14 protein-coding genes and 2 tRNA genes are annotated in these 14,193 nt (G+C 65.9%); 12 read left to right on the top strand and 4 right to left on the bottom strand.

Annotated elements, in window-relative coordinates:
• Positions 1 to 783, top strand: coding sequence for an ATP-binding cassette domain-containing protein (locus tag V6X63_RS02490; protein WP_367967008.1), 783 nt, complete (start codon positions 1 to 3; stop codon positions 781 to 783).
• A 31-nt stretch (positions 784 to 814) separates the two neighbouring features.
• Here V6X63_RS02490 and V6X63_RS02485 read toward each other — a convergent pair whose 3' ends face one another.
• From V6X63_RS02485 to V6X63_RS02475, 3 genes are all read right to left on the bottom strand, one after another.
• Positions 815 to 1,639, bottom strand: a complete 825-nt coding sequence (locus V6X63_RS02485; protein ID WP_367967007.1) for a hypothetical protein — start codon at positions 1,637 to 1,639, stop codon at positions 815 to 817.
• A gap of 35 nt (positions 1,640 to 1,674) precedes the next feature.
• On the bottom strand, positions 1,675 to 3,054 hold the full coding sequence (locus tag V6X63_RS02480; RefSeq protein ID WP_367967006.1) for a glutamate decarboxylase: 1,380 nt from the start codon (positions 3,052 to 3,054) through the stop codon (positions 1,675 to 1,677).
• Between the two features lie 92 nt (positions 3,055 to 3,146).
• Positions 3,147 to 3,233, bottom strand: a tRNA-Leu gene (locus tag V6X63_RS02475).
• A 119-nt stretch (positions 3,234 to 3,352) separates the two neighbouring features.
• Here V6X63_RS02475 and rnr point away from each other — a divergent pair.
• The 10 genes from rnr to radA all read left to right on the top strand — a co-directional run bounded on the left by rnr (position 3,353) and on the right by radA (position 13,190).
• Complete coding sequence (gene rnr / locus V6X63_RS02470; protein ID WP_367978013.1) at positions 3,353 to 5,650, top strand: ribonuclease R; 2,298 nt, start codon at positions 3,353 to 3,355, stop codon at positions 5,648 to 5,650.
• Entirely contained in the window at positions 5,647 to 6,408 is a 762-nt protein-coding gene (rlmB, locus tag V6X63_RS02465; RefSeq protein WP_367978012.1) for a 23S rRNA (guanosine(2251)-2'-O)-methyltransferase RlmB, read from the top strand. The genes rnr and rlmB overlap by 4 nt, the downstream gene beginning before the upstream one ends.
• A gap of 102 nt (positions 6,409 to 6,510) precedes the next feature.
• Positions 6,511 to 6,987: a 30S ribosomal protein S6 gene (rpsF, locus tag V6X63_RS02460; protein WP_367967003.1), complete on the top strand. Its 477-nt coding sequence runs from the start codon at positions 6,511 to 6,513 to the stop codon at positions 6,985 to 6,987.
• On the top strand, positions 6,984 to 7,301 hold the full coding sequence (priB, locus tag V6X63_RS02455; protein ID WP_367967002.1) for a primosomal replication protein N: 318 nt from the start codon (positions 6,984 to 6,986) through the stop codon (positions 7,299 to 7,301). Before rpsF ends, priB begins: the two co-directional genes overlap by 4 nt.
• A 12-nt stretch (positions 7,302 to 7,313) precedes the next feature.
• Positions 7,314 to 7,538, top strand: coding sequence for a 30S ribosomal protein S18 (rpsR, locus tag V6X63_RS02450; RefSeq protein WP_367967001.1), 225 nt, complete (start codon positions 7,314 to 7,316; stop codon positions 7,536 to 7,538).
• Between the two features lie 30 nt (positions 7,539 to 7,568).
• The gene (locus V6X63_RS02445; protein ID WP_367967000.1) at positions 7,569 to 8,435 is read left to right on the top strand and encodes a hypothetical protein; all 867 of its coding nucleotides are present in this window, start codon (positions 7,569 to 7,571) and stop codon (positions 8,433 to 8,435) included.
• Between the two features lie 35 nt (positions 8,436 to 8,470).
• Positions 8,471 to 8,920: a 50S ribosomal protein L9 gene (rplI, locus tag V6X63_RS02440; protein WP_367966999.1), complete on the top strand. Its 450-nt coding sequence runs from the start codon at positions 8,471 to 8,473 to the stop codon at positions 8,918 to 8,920.
• A gap of 16 nt (positions 8,921 to 8,936) precedes the next feature.
• Positions 8,937 to 10,721, top strand: a complete 1,785-nt coding sequence (gene dnaB, locus V6X63_RS02435) for a replicative DNA helicase (protein WP_367978011.1) — start codon at positions 8,937 to 8,939, stop codon at positions 10,719 to 10,721.
• Positions 10,718 to 11,812 (top strand): alanine racemase, encoded by a 1,095-nt coding sequence (gene alr, locus V6X63_RS02430; protein ID WP_367966997.1) that lies wholly within the window; start codon positions 10,718 to 10,720, stop codon positions 11,810 to 11,812. Before dnaB ends, alr begins: the two co-directional genes overlap by 4 nt.
• On the top strand, positions 11,799 to 13,190 hold the full coding sequence (gene radA / locus V6X63_RS02425; RefSeq protein ID WP_367978010.1) for a DNA repair protein RadA: 1,392 nt from the start codon (positions 11,799 to 11,801) through the stop codon (positions 13,188 to 13,190). The genes alr and radA overlap by 14 nt, the downstream gene beginning before the upstream one ends.
• On the opposite strand, the gene folD is transcribed toward radA, so the two are convergent.
• Positions 13,187 to 14,041: a bifunctional methylenetetrahydrofolate dehydrogenase/methenyltetrahydrofolate cyclohydrolase FolD gene (gene folD, locus V6X63_RS02420; RefSeq protein ID WP_367966995.1), complete on the bottom strand. Its 855-nt coding sequence runs from the start codon at positions 14,039 to 14,041 to the stop codon at positions 13,187 to 13,189. The genes radA and folD overlap by 4 nt on opposite strands.
• Positions 14,042 to 14,105: 64 nt before the next feature.
• On the opposite strand from folD, the gene V6X63_RS02415 reads away from it, so the two are divergent.
• Positions 14,106 to 14,182: transfer RNA gene (locus tag V6X63_RS02415), tRNA-Arg, on the top strand.
• Positions 14,183 to 14,193: the final 11 nt, after the last annotated feature.

Genomic DNA, 14,193 nt, shown 5'->3' with positions numbered 1-14,193 from the left:
ATGAGCGAACCGCTTATTCGTGTGGAAGGCCTGATCAAGCGCTTTGGTCCATTCACCGCGCTGAACGGCATTGACCTGGAGGTGTACAAGGGCGAGGTTCATGCGCTGCTCGGTGATAACGGGGCCGGTAAGTCGACCCTGATCAAGACACTATCGGGCGTGCATAAACCCAGCGAGGGTCGGATTTACGTCGAGGGTGAGCCGATGGATTTCTGCAGTCCGCGGGATGCCAGCGAGGCAGGGATTGGCACGGTTTACCAGGATCTCGCCGTGAATCCGTTGATGTCGGTGACGCGCAACTTCTTCATGGGGCGTGAGTTGTATACAGGCCCGAGGCTGTTCGGCAAGCTCCGCATGGAGGAAATGGACGAGATTACCCGCGAGGAGATGATCAAGATCGGCATCGACATCTCTGATCCCGGTCAGGCGGTCGGTACGCTCTCGGGCGGGCAGCGGCAGACATTGGCCATCGCCCGCGCCATCTACTTTGGTGCCAGGGTGCTGATCCTGGACGAGCCCACCTCCGCACTCGGGCAGAAACAGCAGATGGAGGTGCTCAAGACCATGATGCGCGTCCGCGCTCGGGGTGATATCGCCATCATCTTCATCACGCATAACGAAGTGCATTCCAAGCTGGTCGCGGACCGCTTCACTTTCCTGGCACTCGGTGAGGTGATCGGCAAGGGCGCTCATGCCGATCTTGAGGGCGAGGATATTCGACATCTAATGGCCGGCGGTGTGGAAATGGCCGACCTGGAGGGCGAGCTCAAGGCAATCGTCTAGAGGGACGGTGATCGTTCTGAACGCCAAGCACTCACATGTTGTTTTCGCTATGGCTCGCGACCTGACGGCTCTCGAGAATTGTCAGCAGCGCAGCGATGAAAAAGCACGCCCCACCCAGCCAGAGGTGTGAGTTGGCGACGATCCCCAACCACTCGGGGGCGCTGCCATCCGGAATGAAGGCCGTGATCGCCGCGGTCATGAAGAAGATGCAGCCGAGCAGATTGACGGTGACGATCCACCAGTCCAGCGAGGCCGGCCGCCACGACCAGAACCCATGACTCGTCTCCATGAAGGCGAGATAACCCGAGACCAGGAACAGAATCGAGCCGATCATTCCCGGTACCCAGATGGTGATGTCCTGATCATACCAGCCGATAATCGGGTGGATGGCATCGAAGGTGTTGAAGTTGAAGGCAACGGTACCGATGAACTGGGTCACCGTGCTGAGCCAGCCCAGGCTCTCCGGGCGCCAACCGACTGGGTGCAGCCGTCTTCGCGGCTTGCCATCCCCGGATGGCGAGAAATCCGTTGCATTCGCGGCCTGGAAATTCTGCAGGAAACCACCGATCGTGAACGGGATTGATCCCGCGAAGAAGACGATGGCGATCTGCGTCGGGCTCAGCGGGTTCGGGAAAAGCGAAAGCGCCGCCCCCAGCATGAACAGCACGGAGCCGACGGCAAAAAAGCCCGCCATTCCGGCGTTATAGCCCGGCCGCTGCCAGAGTGGCAGTGCCGAGGCCCTGCGGCCATGTGGCTGCAGGCCCTTGCGATGCTGACGCGCCCGCCAGATGATCTCCCTGCCGTGGCGCTGGAAGTGGCGGAACGTGACGAATCCCGCCACGCCCCGGGTGATCATGCCCTGGTGGTCTCTGCGAGCGATGGGACGGCCCCCTAGTGGTGGAATCCCGACGCGTCGTCTTCGTCGAGCGGGACCTGCGCCGGATGCGCCTCAAGGTGGGAGAGGGCTGACTTCATGTCGGCGATGAGCAGCTCAGACAGATCGCGGCTGACGCCATTGCGCACGAGGATGCGCTGGATCGCCTGGTCATCGCACGTCGGCGGCAGGGTATAGGCAGGCACCTGCCAGCCCCGCGCGCGCAGCCGGTCCGCCAGATCGAAGAGGGTGAAACCCGGATCGGTTCCCTCCTTGAGCCGCCAGGAGACCGCCGGGATGCCGCGCGAACGATCGCCGTCATAGATGATCTCGAAGGGGCCCATCGCCGCGATCTCACCGGCGAGATAGGCCGCCGTGTCATAGCAGGCGCCATGGACGCGCTCGTAGCCGTCACGCCCCAGGCGCACGAAATTGTAGTACTGACAGACGATCTGGCCACCGGGCCGGGAGAAGTTGAGGGCGATGTCCTTCATGTCGCCGCCCAGGTAGTTGACCCAGAAGACCATGTTCTCGGGAAGGTCTGCCTGCTCGCGCCAGAGCACCCAGCCGACGCCGAGCGGCGCGAGGCCGAACTTGTGGCCCGAGGCATTGATCGAGCGCACGCGGGGCAGGCGGAAATCCCATTCCAGATCCGGTGCGCAGAAGGGCGCGAGAAAGCCGCCACTCGCTCCGTCGACGTGAATCGGGATGTCGAGGCCGGTATCGCGCTCGAGCTGGTCGAGAGCGTCGCTCACCGCCTTGACGGGCTCGAACTCGCCGGTGAATGTGACGCCCAGGGTGGGGACTACACCGATCGTGTTCTCGTCGCAGTGCTTGAGGACTTCCTCCGGTGTCATCAGCAGGCGGCCGGGCTCCATCGGGATCTCGCGATGCTCGATGTCCCAGTAACGGGTGAACTTGTGCCAGCAGACCTGGACCGGTCCCGTGACCAGGTTGGGCTTATCCGTGCTGAGCCCGGCGGCCTTGCGCCTGGCTTCCCAGCGGCGCTTCATCGCCAGCCCGCCGAGCATCGCGGCCTCGCTGGAGCCAGTGGTGGAACAGCCGGTGGCCGGCCCGGCCGGCGCATTCCACAGATCGGCGAGCATGCGCACGCACCGAGCCTCGATTTCCGCCGTCTGCGGATACTCGTCCTTATCGACCATGTTCTTGTCGATGCAGACGTCCATGAGTTCATGGATCTCGGGCTCTTCCCAGGTCTGACAGAAGGTCGCGAGGTTCTGTCTCGAGTTGCCGTCCAGCAGCAGCTCGTCGCGGATCGCGGCGCTCACCGCCCGCGGGTTGGCCGCGCTGTCGGGGAAGCTGGATTTCTCAAGTGCCAGGGAGAGCGTGTGCGAGGCGTAGAGCTCGTCAGTGGTGCTGTCGGCGCGATCCGTCATGGGTTGATCCCTGTTCAGTCAGACATGGGCGGTACGTCAGACGCGAAGTATTGCCTGAGCGCGATCGGGATTCAATCGGGATGCTGAGAGTGTGGTGCCGAGGAGAGGACTTGAACCTCCACGGGGTTTCCCCCACTAGCACCTGAAGCTAGCGCGTCTACCAATTCCGCCACCTCGGCTTTGCTGCCTGACGGGAACTCGTTGACAGCGGCGCTGAGAATACTGTCGCGCCCTGTTGCTGTCAAATGGCGTCATCTGCGCGTAGGCACCACGCGGCGCATGCCGTATCCTGCGCAACATGTCAAAACGCAAGACTGAAACCGCCGACCCCGGCCGGGATCCTTACCTGGACCGGGAGCGCGAGAAATACGAGTCCCCGGTGCCCAGCCGGGAGTACATCATTGAGCAACTCGAGAACCAGGCGCGGCCACTGTCGCGAAAGGACCTGGCCGAGCTCTTCGGCCTCGAAGACGAAGACGCCCTCGAGGGGCTGCGGCGTCGCCTCAAGGCGATGGAGCGCGACGGACAACTGGTCCGTAACCGACGCAACGGCTACGTCGTTGTCGACAATGAGGAGCTGGTGCGCGGCCGCATTCGCTCTTCCGCGGATGGCTCGGGTGTGGTCCACCCCGATCGACCCGGTCCCAATGTTTACCTTGCGCCGCGGGAGATGCGCCGGCTGCTCAACGGCGATCGCGTCGTCGTCCGTCTGACCGGTGATGACGAGCAGGGCCGCCCCGGGGGTGAGCTGGTTGAAATCATCGAGCACGCCAATCACGAGATCGCCGGCCGTTACTACGAGGAGAGCGGCATCGGCTTTGTCGTCCCGAACAACAAGCGCCTCCACCAGGACCTGATCATCCCGGCCGCCGACCGTAACGGCGCGAAACATGGCGAGCTGGTCACCGCCGAAGTCGTCAGTCAGCCTTCGCAGCGCCGCCAGCCCATTGGCCGGATCATCGAAGTGTTCGGCACGCAGATCGCGCCAGGCGACGAGGTGGCGGTGGCCGCCCGGACCCATGGTATCCCGGTGGAATGGCCTGATGAGGTGTTACGCGAGAGCGAGCGTTTCGGTGATCAGGTCCCGGCGGAAAACAAGACGGGCCGCCGTGACCTGCGTGAACTGCCGCTGGTCACCATTGATGGTGCGGATGCGCGGGATTTCGACGATGCCGTTTACTGCGAACCGACCAGGAGTGGCTGGAAGCTGATCGTGGCCATCGCGGACGTCGCCACTTATGTCACGACGGACTCGGCGCTCGACACCGAGGCCGCCGAGCGCGGCAACTCCGTGTACTTCCCGCGCAACGTCGTGCCCATGCTCCCGGAGACGCTCTCCAACGGACTGTGCTCGCTCAACCCCGAGGTCGATCGGCTCTGCATGGTCTGCGAGATGCAGATCAATCCCGAGGGGCAACTGACGCGCTCGCATTTCTACGAAGGGGTGATGAACTCCTCGGCGCGGCTCACCTATGAGGATGTGGACGCGATCCATAATCACCGCGACCCCTCCCTGCGCCGCCAGCATCAGGGGCTGCTCAAGCACATCGAGCATCTCTACGAGGTGTTCCATGCCATGCGGCGGGACCGGGAGCAGCGCGGCGCGCTCGACTTCGATACCACTGAATCGGTGATCGAATTCGACGGGGCGGGGCAGGTCGCCGATGTGCACCCCGCCGAGCGCACGGATGCCCATCGCCTGATCGAGGAGTGCATGGTCAAGGCCAATGTCGCCACCGCGCGCTTCCTGCGCCGCCATCGCATCCCGGCGCTCTATCGCGTGCATGAACCGCCGGCCGAGGAGCGGTTGAAGAACCTGCGCGAGTTCCTCGCGCAGACCGGCCTCAGGCTGGGCGGGGGCGATGAGCCGACGCCCGGGGACTATGCCGAGCTCATCGAGCAGATCCGCAAGCGACCCGACCGGCATCTGATCGAGACCATCATGCTGCGCTCGATGATGGCCGCTGAGTACCGGCCGGACAACGCGGGCCACTTCGGCCTGGCCCTCGATGCCTATGCGCATTTCACCTCGCCGATCCGCCGCTATCCCGATCTGATCGTCCACCGGGCGATCAAGCACGTGCTATCGAAGCAGCCCATCGAGGCGTTCCAGTACACCGAGGACCAACTGGTCACCGTCGGCGAGCACTGCTCGATGACGGACCGCCGGGCCGAGGAGGCGACCCGCGACGCCACCATGACGCTCAAGTGCCGCTTCATGGCCGCTCGCCTTGGCGAGGAGTTCACCGGCGTGATCAGCGGTGTGACGTCGTTCGGTCTGTTCGTCGAACTGGATGACCTGTTCGTCGACGGGCTGATTCACATCACCAATCTCGAGCAGGACTTCTTTCATTTCGACGCCATCGGCCATCGCCTCGTCGGCGAGCGCACGGGTAAGGAATACCGGCTGACCGACCGCATTCGCGTGCGCCTCGCCCAGGTCAATATCGATGACGGCAAGATCGACTTCGATCCCATCGCCCATCCGCTGGGGCCGGACGGCGAGCCGCTGCCGCAGCCGGCGCGCGGCGAGCGTCCGGATCGCGGCAAGCGCAGTCGCAAGGGCGGCGCCCGGAGTCGCCGGCGCCGGCGATGAGCCGCATCACCCTGATCGGCGGGCTGCACGCCGTGCAGTCCGCCCTGCGCTATGACCCGACACGGGTGACCGAAATCTGGCTGGACCGGCGCCGACGGGACGCCCGTCTGCAGAAGCTGCGACGGCAGGTCGCCGAGCTCCACTGCAAGGTGCACGAAGCCGATGCGCGGACGCTGGATGACAAACTTCCCGGGGCCAATCACCAGGGGGTGGTGCTCGCCTGGCAGGGCCAGGCGCCGCGCGGGGATGTGGAGCTCGCTGATCATCTCGATGGTCTGGGTCACCCGCCACTGCTGCTGGTGCTCGATCAGGTCCAGGATCCGCACAATCTCGGCGCCTGCCTGCGCACCGCCGATGCCGCCGGCGTTGATGCCGTGATCACGCCGCGGGACCGGGCCGTCGGGCTGACGCCGGTGGTCCACCGGGTGGCCGCGGGGGCGGCCGAGATCGTGCCGTTGTTCCAGGTCACCAACCTCGCCCGCTGTCTGCGGGATCTGCGCGATCGCGGAATCTGGCTTTTCGGGCTGGCGGAAGAGGGGGCGACAACGTTTCATGGCGCCGACCTGACGGGCGCGGTGGCCGTGGTCATGGGGGCCGAGGGCAAGGGCCTGCGGCGTCTGACCCGCGAGCATTGCGACACGCTGGTCGCCATCCCCATGGCGGGCCGGGTCGAGAGCCTGAATGTCTCCGTCGCCACGGGGGTCGTCCTGTTCGAGGCGGTGCGGCAGCGGCAGGCTTTCGCCTGGCCGTCCGGTTGAATATACTGATCGGCTAATCGGCTTCAGGCCGGTTTCTCCTTGCTGCCCGTCACGGCGGGTGGCTTTTCCCGGTCAACACCGGATCAACCGAAAGGAGCCACAATGCGGCACTACGAAATCGTCTTCATGGTCCACCCGGACCAGAGTGATCAGGTCCCGGCCATGATCGAGCGCTACCGCGGCCTGATCGAGGGCAACGGCGGCAGCATCCACCGGCTCGAGGACTGGGGCCGGCGCCAGCTCGCCTACCCAATCAACAAGCTCATCAAGGCACACTACGTGCTCATGAACGTCGAGTGTGAGCCCTCGGACATAGAGGAGCTCGAGTCGATGTTCCGCTTCAACGATGCGGTGATCCGCAACATGGTTCTCGCGCGCAAGGAGGCGGTCACCGAGGCCTCGCCGCTCGCCAAGAGCCAGGAAGAGGAGCGTGAGCGGGAGCGTCCGGCACGTCGGGAGCGTCCCGAGTCCGCGTCGGAGGGCGACTCCGGCGCCGAGGGTCGTCGTGGCGACGGCGAGTCCGAGAACGCCGACGATCAGGCCGATACCGAATCCGCGGACAGCGAATCGCAGGCGTGAGCAACCGCGTGGAGCTGACCGGCCGGCTGGTGGATGCCGCCGAGCTGCGTCACTCACCGGCAGGCGTCCCCATCGCGCGGGGTCTGCTCGAGCACGAGTCGACCCAGAGCGAGGCGGGCGCCGATCGCGCCATCCGGTTTCGTGTCGGCCTGAGCGCGGCGGGCAGCCCGCTCGCCGAGACGCTCCGGGGGCTCGAGGTCGGAGAGCCGGTCCGCGTCGCCGGGCATATGCGCCGGTCGCGTCAGCGCACGCCGGAGACCGATCCGATCATTATCAGCGTCAGTCGCCTCGAGCGGCTGACAGACACCGAATAGAGGAATAACGACATGGCCCGTTTCTTTCGTCGCCGCAAGTATTGCCGTTTCACCGCCGAGGGTGTGAAGGAGATCGATTACAAGGATCTCAACACGCTTCGTCAGTACATCACCGAGACCGGCAAGATCGTGCCGAGCCGCATCACCGGTACGCGAGCCAAGTACCAGCGTCAGCTCTCCACCGCCATCAAGCGTGCGCGGTATCTGGCGCTGCTGCCTTACACCGACAGCCACTAGGCGGTCGGCAGGCGGTCAGGAGCGAGCGGCATGCAGTCCTTCCTCGCCTTTGTCATGCGCACCCGCCTGGGGGCCATTGGCATCGTGGCGCTCGGGGCGCTGCTGCCGCTGCTGTTCTGGCTCAGTGGCGGCGTGCTCGCGCTGGTCACCCTGCGTCGCGGGCTGGCCGAGGGCGCCATCGTGCTCGCGGGAGCGGTGGCGGTGCTAACACCCATCTATGCCGTTCTGCTGGGCGCGCCCACGGCGGTGCTGCAGCCGCTGGCACTGGTCTGGCTGCCCGTGCTGGCGCTGGCGCAGATCCTGCGCTCGACCGTGTCACTGGCATCGACGCTGCAATGGGGCACGCTGCTCGCTGCCGCCGGTGTCCTGGCCTTCTATGGCCTGCATGGGGATCCGGCGGCCTTCTGGGAGGGCACGCTGCAGGCCATTGCCGAGGCGCTGACCGGCGGCCAGCCGGGGCCGGAATGGAACCAGGCGGCGGCACAGCTTGCGCCGCGCCTTACCGGTCTGTGGGTGACCAACCTGCTGGCGGTGGCGTTCCTCTGCCTGCTGCTGGGGCGATGGTGGCAGGCGGTGCTGTACAATCCGGGAGGCTTTCGCAGCGAGTTCCACGGCCTGCGTTTCGCCCGCTGGTTCGCCGGCTTGGGCGTCGCGGCGGTGCTGGCCGGCATGTTCGGCCCGCCCGGGCTGGCTGCCGATGTGGGCGTGGTCATTGGGGCGGTGTTCCTGCTCCAGGCACTGGCGGTGGCGCATGCGCTGGTCGCTGCGCGGAACTGGCATGTGGGCTGGCTGATCGGGTTCTACCTGATCCTGCCGCTGCTGCTTCGCCCGGTCGCGCTGCTCGGCCTGGCCGATACGTTCGTGGATTTCCGGGCGCGATTCGCGCCCGCGGCGTAATATCGAAAAAAGACTTTGAGTCGGGGTTAAATACAATGGAAGTCATTCTGCTGGAGAAAGTGGCCAATCTGGGTGGCCTGGGCGATACGGTGCGGGTCCGTGCCGGTTATGGTCGGAACTATCTGATCCCCCAGGGCAAGGCGAAGCCGGCGACGGCCGAGAACGTGGCCTACTTTGAGGCGCAGCGCGCGGAGCTCGAGCGCAAGGCCGCCGAGGAACTCGCCGCCGCCGAGGCACGTGCCGAGAAGCTCAATGCCCTGGAAGTCACCATCACGGCCAATGCCGGCGAGGAGGGCAAGCTCTTCGGCTCGGTCGGGCCCCAGGATGTCGCCGACGCCGTGACCGCGGCGGGTGTCGAAGTGGGGCGGCATGAAGTGCGCATGCCCGAGGGACCGATCCGCGCGGTGGGCGAGTATTCGGTGGAGCTTCATCTGCACGCCGATGTCAACGCCACGGTGAGCGTCAACGTCACCGGCGAAGACTGAGTCGACTGCATCCGGTATGGCTGAGGCCCGCAACCCGTCGCCGGCGGAGGCGCTCAAGGTGCCTCCGCACTCGATCGAGGCGGAGCAGGCAGTACTCGGCGGGCTCATGCTGGACAACAACGCCTGGGACCAGATCGCCGATCGGGTCGGAGAGGAGGACTTCTACCGGCGTGACCATCGGCTGATCTTTCGTGCCCTTGAGTCACTGGCGGAATCGGGGCGTCCGATGGACGCGGTCACCCTGTCGGAGTGGCTCAAATCCAACGATGAGCTCGACAATGCCGGCGGGCTCGGCTATCTGGGGCTGCTGGCGCGGGATACGCCAAGCGCGGCCAACATCCGCGCCTATGCGGACATCGTCCGGGAGCAGTCCGTGCTCCGGCAGCTCATCGAGGCGGGGACCGAGGTCACCAACGCCGGCTTCAACCCCGAGGGACAGACCTCCGCGGATCTCCTCGACAGCGCCGAGCGGCTCATCTTCCAGATCGCCGAGCAGTCGGGACGCAACCGTCGCGGCTTTGTCGGCGTGCGCGATGTGCTCCCCGAGGTGGTGGACCGGATCGATACCCTCTACCACCAGGACAGCGATGTCACGGGCCTGGCAACGGGTTTCAGCGATCTCGACCGCATGACCTCCGGCCTGCAGAACGGCGACCTGGTCATCGTTGCCGGCCGACCCTCCATGGGCAAGACCACCCTCGCGATGAATATCGCCGAGGCGGCGGCACTGCAGCAGGGGCCACCCACGGCGGTGTTCAGCATGGAGATGCCGGCGGATTCCCTGGCCATGCGCATGCTCTCATCGCTGGGTCGGGTGGAGCTGCAGAAGATCCGCTCGGGGCGTCTGAGTGATGATGACTGGCCGCGCCTGACCAGCACCATGAATCTGCTCTCGCAGGCCAATCTGTTCATCGATGACACACCGGGGCTCACGCCGACCGAGATGCGGGCCCGCTGCCGACGTCTGAAGCGCGAGCATGGCCTCGGGCTGGTCATGGTCGATTACCTGCAGCTCATGCAGTTGCCGGGTTTCAAGGAAAACCGCGCCGCCGAGATCTCCGAGATCTCCCGCGCCCTCAAGGGCATGGCCAAGGAGCTGGGCGTGCCGGTGATGGTGCTCTCGCAGCTCAACCGGAGTCTTGAGCAGCGGCCGAACAAGCGCCCGATCATGTCGGATCTTCGCGAATGCGTAACGGGCGACACGCGCGTCATGCTGGCGGATGGCTCGCGCAAGCCGATCGAAGCGCTCGTCGGGCAGCGGCCCGAGGTGCTCACGATCGATCACCGGGGCATGCTCGCGACGGCCCGCTCCGATCTCGTATGGGAGGTTGGCAGGCGTTGTGTTTTCCGTATCAATCTGGCTAGCGGCCGCTCGATAAGGTGTACGTCCGAGCATCGGCTTCGATCTTCTGAAGTTTGGCGCGAAGCCGGCAATTTATCGGTTGATGACGAGTTGATGGTGGCTGACGCGGCGCTGACGTCTGATCGCGTCGTGTCCATCGAGGACGCTGGCGAAGAAACGGTCTATGACCTCACGGTCCCGGAGACGGAATGTTGGCTGGCGGACGGTATTGTCAGTCACAACTCGGGCGCGATTGAGCAGGATGCAGACGTCATCGTGTTCATTTACCGCGACGAGGTCTATAACGAAGAGAGTCCCGACGCCGGGACGGCCGAGATTATCATCGGCAAGCAGCGTAATGGCCCCGTCGGCACGGTACGCTTGACGTTCCTCGGCCAGTACACGCGCTTCGAGAACTTCATCGCCGACTCCGGTTACGGGGGCGGGGGCTGGCAGTGAGCCGGTTGGCCCGGGCGACGGTGGATCTCGACGCCCTCCGGCACAATCTTTCCGTGGCCCGATGCCGGGCCCCCCGATCCAACCTCATGGCGGTCCTCAAGGCCGACGCCTATGGCCACGGCCTGCTGCCGGTGGCCCATGAGCTCGCCGATGCCACCGACGCCTTCGCCGTGAGCTGCCTTGAGGAGGCGCTGCCACTTCGACTGGCGGGGCTCGCGCATCGCATTGTCCTGCTCGAGGGCTTTTTCGATGCCGGGGAGATCAATACGTTTGCGGCGCGGCGGCTCGACGCGGTCATTCATCAGCCCTGGCAGATCGAGGCGCTGGCCCAGGCGGACATCGCCGCCCCGATCGACTGCTGGCTGAAGGTGGACACGGGCATGGGGCGCCTCGGTTTTCTGCCCGAAGAGGCCCCGGCGGCACTGGAGCGGCTCCGCCGTCTCCCGGGCGTGGGTGCGGTGCGATGGATGACCCATCTGGCCAGTGCTGATGTGCCGGGCAGCCCGGAGACGGCGGCACAGCTCCAGCGTTTCGGCGCCTTCGCCGGAGCCTCCGCCGAGGCCACGGCGGCCAACTCGGCCGCAACGCTCCATGGACGCGAAGCCCATGCTGACTGGGTGCGGCCCGGCATCATGCTCTACGGCGCATCGCCGTTCGAGGATGCCACGATTCACCCGGCGCTGCGTCCGGTGATGAGGCTGGAGGCTGCGCTGATCTCCGTCAAACGCCTGCCCGCTGGCCACGGGGTCGGCTATGGCGCCCGCTTCGTCTGCCCCGAATCCATGCCGGTGGGAGTGGTGTCCATCGGCTATGGTGACGGCTACCCACGGCAGGCGCCGGATGGGACGCCGGTACTCGTCCATGGCCAGCGCTGTGCGGTGATCGGCAAGGTCTCCATGGACATGGTCTGCATTGATCTGCGCAACGCGTCGAACGCCCGTGTCGGCGATGTCGCCACGCTGTGGGGTGAAGCACCGCTGGCTACTGAGATCGCCGGTCACTGCGGCACCATCAGTTATGAGCTTTTCTGCCAGCTCACGCCGCGTGTGCAGCGTGTCTACCGTCGCGGAGGCAATCATGGCCAAGGCTAGCGTCAAGAGCCGTTACGTCTGTACCGCCTGTGGTGGCATCTCCATGCAGTGGGCGGGGCAGTGCCCGGAGTGCGGGGAGTGGAATACGCTCGAGGAGCAGGTGCAGGCCACGGCGCCCGCCGGCGGGCGCGGCTCGACCCGCGTCGGCGCCCAGTACGCTGGCGACAGCGGCATCAAGCGGCTGTCGGAAGTCCCGCGCGATCAGGAGACGCGTTTCCCCACCGGGATTGGCGAGTTCGATCGCGTGCTGGGCGGTGGCCTGGTCGCCGGCGGCGTCGTTCTGCTGGGTGGCGATCCGGGAATCGGTAAGTCGACCCTGCTGCTGGAGGCCGTCGCGCGGGTCGCCGGTCGCCATGGGGCGCTGTACGTCACCGGTGAGGAGTCGCTGCGCCAGGTCGGTATGCGCGCCGAGCGCCTGGGCGTAGAGGATGATGGGCTCAGGCTGCTCGCGGAGACCAGGGTCGAGACCATCATCGAGCTCGCCGCCCGCGAGCGCCCGGAGGTGCTGGTGGTGGACTCCATCCAGACCATTCACAGCGATGCGCTGGGGTCCGCGCCGGGCGGCGTCGCTCAGGTGCGGGAGTCGGCGGCCCAGCTCGTCCAGTTCGCCAAACGCACCGGGACCGTGCTGTTCCTCGTCGGTCATGTCACCAAGGAGGGCCAGCTTGCCGGGCCACGCGTGCTCGAGCACATGGTCGATACGGTGCTCTATTTCGAAAGCGACTCCGGCAGCCGCTACCGGTTGCTGCGCGCGGTCAAGAACCGCTTTGGTGCGGCCAACGAGCTGGGCGTGTTCGCCATGCTCGATACCGGGCTCAAGGAGGTGAAAAACCCCTCGGCGATATTCCTCTCGCGCCATGAGCAGCCGGTGCCCGGCAGCGCCATTCTGGTGACGCGCGAGGGGACCCGACCCCTGCTGCTGGAACTCCAGGCGCTGGTGGCGGAGAGCCCGCTGTCCAATCCCCGCCGCCTGGCGGTGGGGCTGGATGGCAATCGGCTGGGTATGCTGCTGGCGGTGCTCCAGCGCCATGCCGGCGTGAGCACCTACGGAGCGGATGTCTTTGTCAACATCGTCGGTGGCGTGCGCATTGCCGAGACGGCCAGTGACCTGCCCACCCTACTGGCGGTGAGCTCCAGTCTGCGTGACCGGCCCATTCCCCAGGACTGGGTGATTTTCGGCGAGGTAGGCCTCGCCGGGGAGATCCGTCCGGTGCCGAACGGTCCCGACCGCCTGGCGGAGGCAGCCCGTCACGGGTTTCGCCGCGCGCTCGTGCCGGCCAAGAACTGTCCCTCGCCGGGGGATCGGCCGAAGGGGCTGGAGGTCATGGGGGTGGAGCGCCTCGATGCGGCGCTCGAGATCGTCCGCGAGGCCGACTAGTCGGCGATCGCCCGTGCGGCCTGCAGGGTGTTCTCGAGCAGCGTTGCCCGGGTCAATGGGCCCACGCCTCCCGGGACGGGCGTAATCCAGGCTGCCCGTCGCGCCGCGCCGGCATAGTCGACATCGCCCACCAGGCTCCCATCCGGCTGGCGGTTGATGCCCACGTCAATGACCGTTGCGCCGGGCTTGATCCAGTCGCCGGGGATGAAGGCCGTCCGGCCAACGGCGGCCACCAGGATATCGGCCCGCTCAACCTCGGCGCGCAGATCCCTGGTGCGGCTGTGGCAGATCGTGACGGTGCAGCGCGCATTGAGCAGCTCAAGCGCCATGGGGCGGCCGACGATGTTCGACTGTCCGATGACGACCGCATGGGCACCGCTGAGCGCTACGCCGGTGCGATGGAGCAGGGTCATGACCCCATGGGGCGTACAGGAGCGCAGACCCGGCAGGCGAAGGACCAGTCGGCCGACATTCTGCGGATGGAAACCATCCACGTCCTTGGCAGGATCGATGCGCTCGATCACGGCCTGCTCGTCGATATGATCCGGCAGCGGTAACTGGACCAGGATGCCATGCGTCTCGGGACTGTCATTCAGCCGGTCGATGAGGGCGAGCAGTTCGTCCTGGGTGGTCTGTACCGGCAGATCGTAGTCCTGGGAGATAAAGCCCACCTCGGCGCAGTCGCGCCGTTTCATGCGCACATAGACCGAAGAGGCCGCGTTGTCGCCGACCAGCACAACCGCAAGCCCGGGCGCGGCGCGGCCCGCCGCCACCCGTTCCGACACCTCGCCACGGATGGTCTCGCGGATATCCGCGGCGATCGCCTTGCCGTCGATGATGCTTGCGCTCATTGCCCCCTCGCTCCCGTCATCCGTCATGATCCCGACGCGGATTGATTGTACAATCCACGGCGACGCGCCCGTAGCTCAACCGGATAGAGCATCGGCCTTCTAAGCCGAGGGTTGCAGGTTCAAGTCCTGCCGGGCGCGCCATTCATCAGCCG

Source organism: Spiribacter onubensis, from assembly GCF_040838425.1.
Lineage (GTDB): Bacteria > Pseudomonadota > Gammaproteobacteria > Nitrococcales > Nitrococcaceae > Spiribacter > Spiribacter onubensis.
Note: the sequence above shows the minus strand (reverse complement) of the source record. Positions and strands in the feature narration are given on the sequence as shown.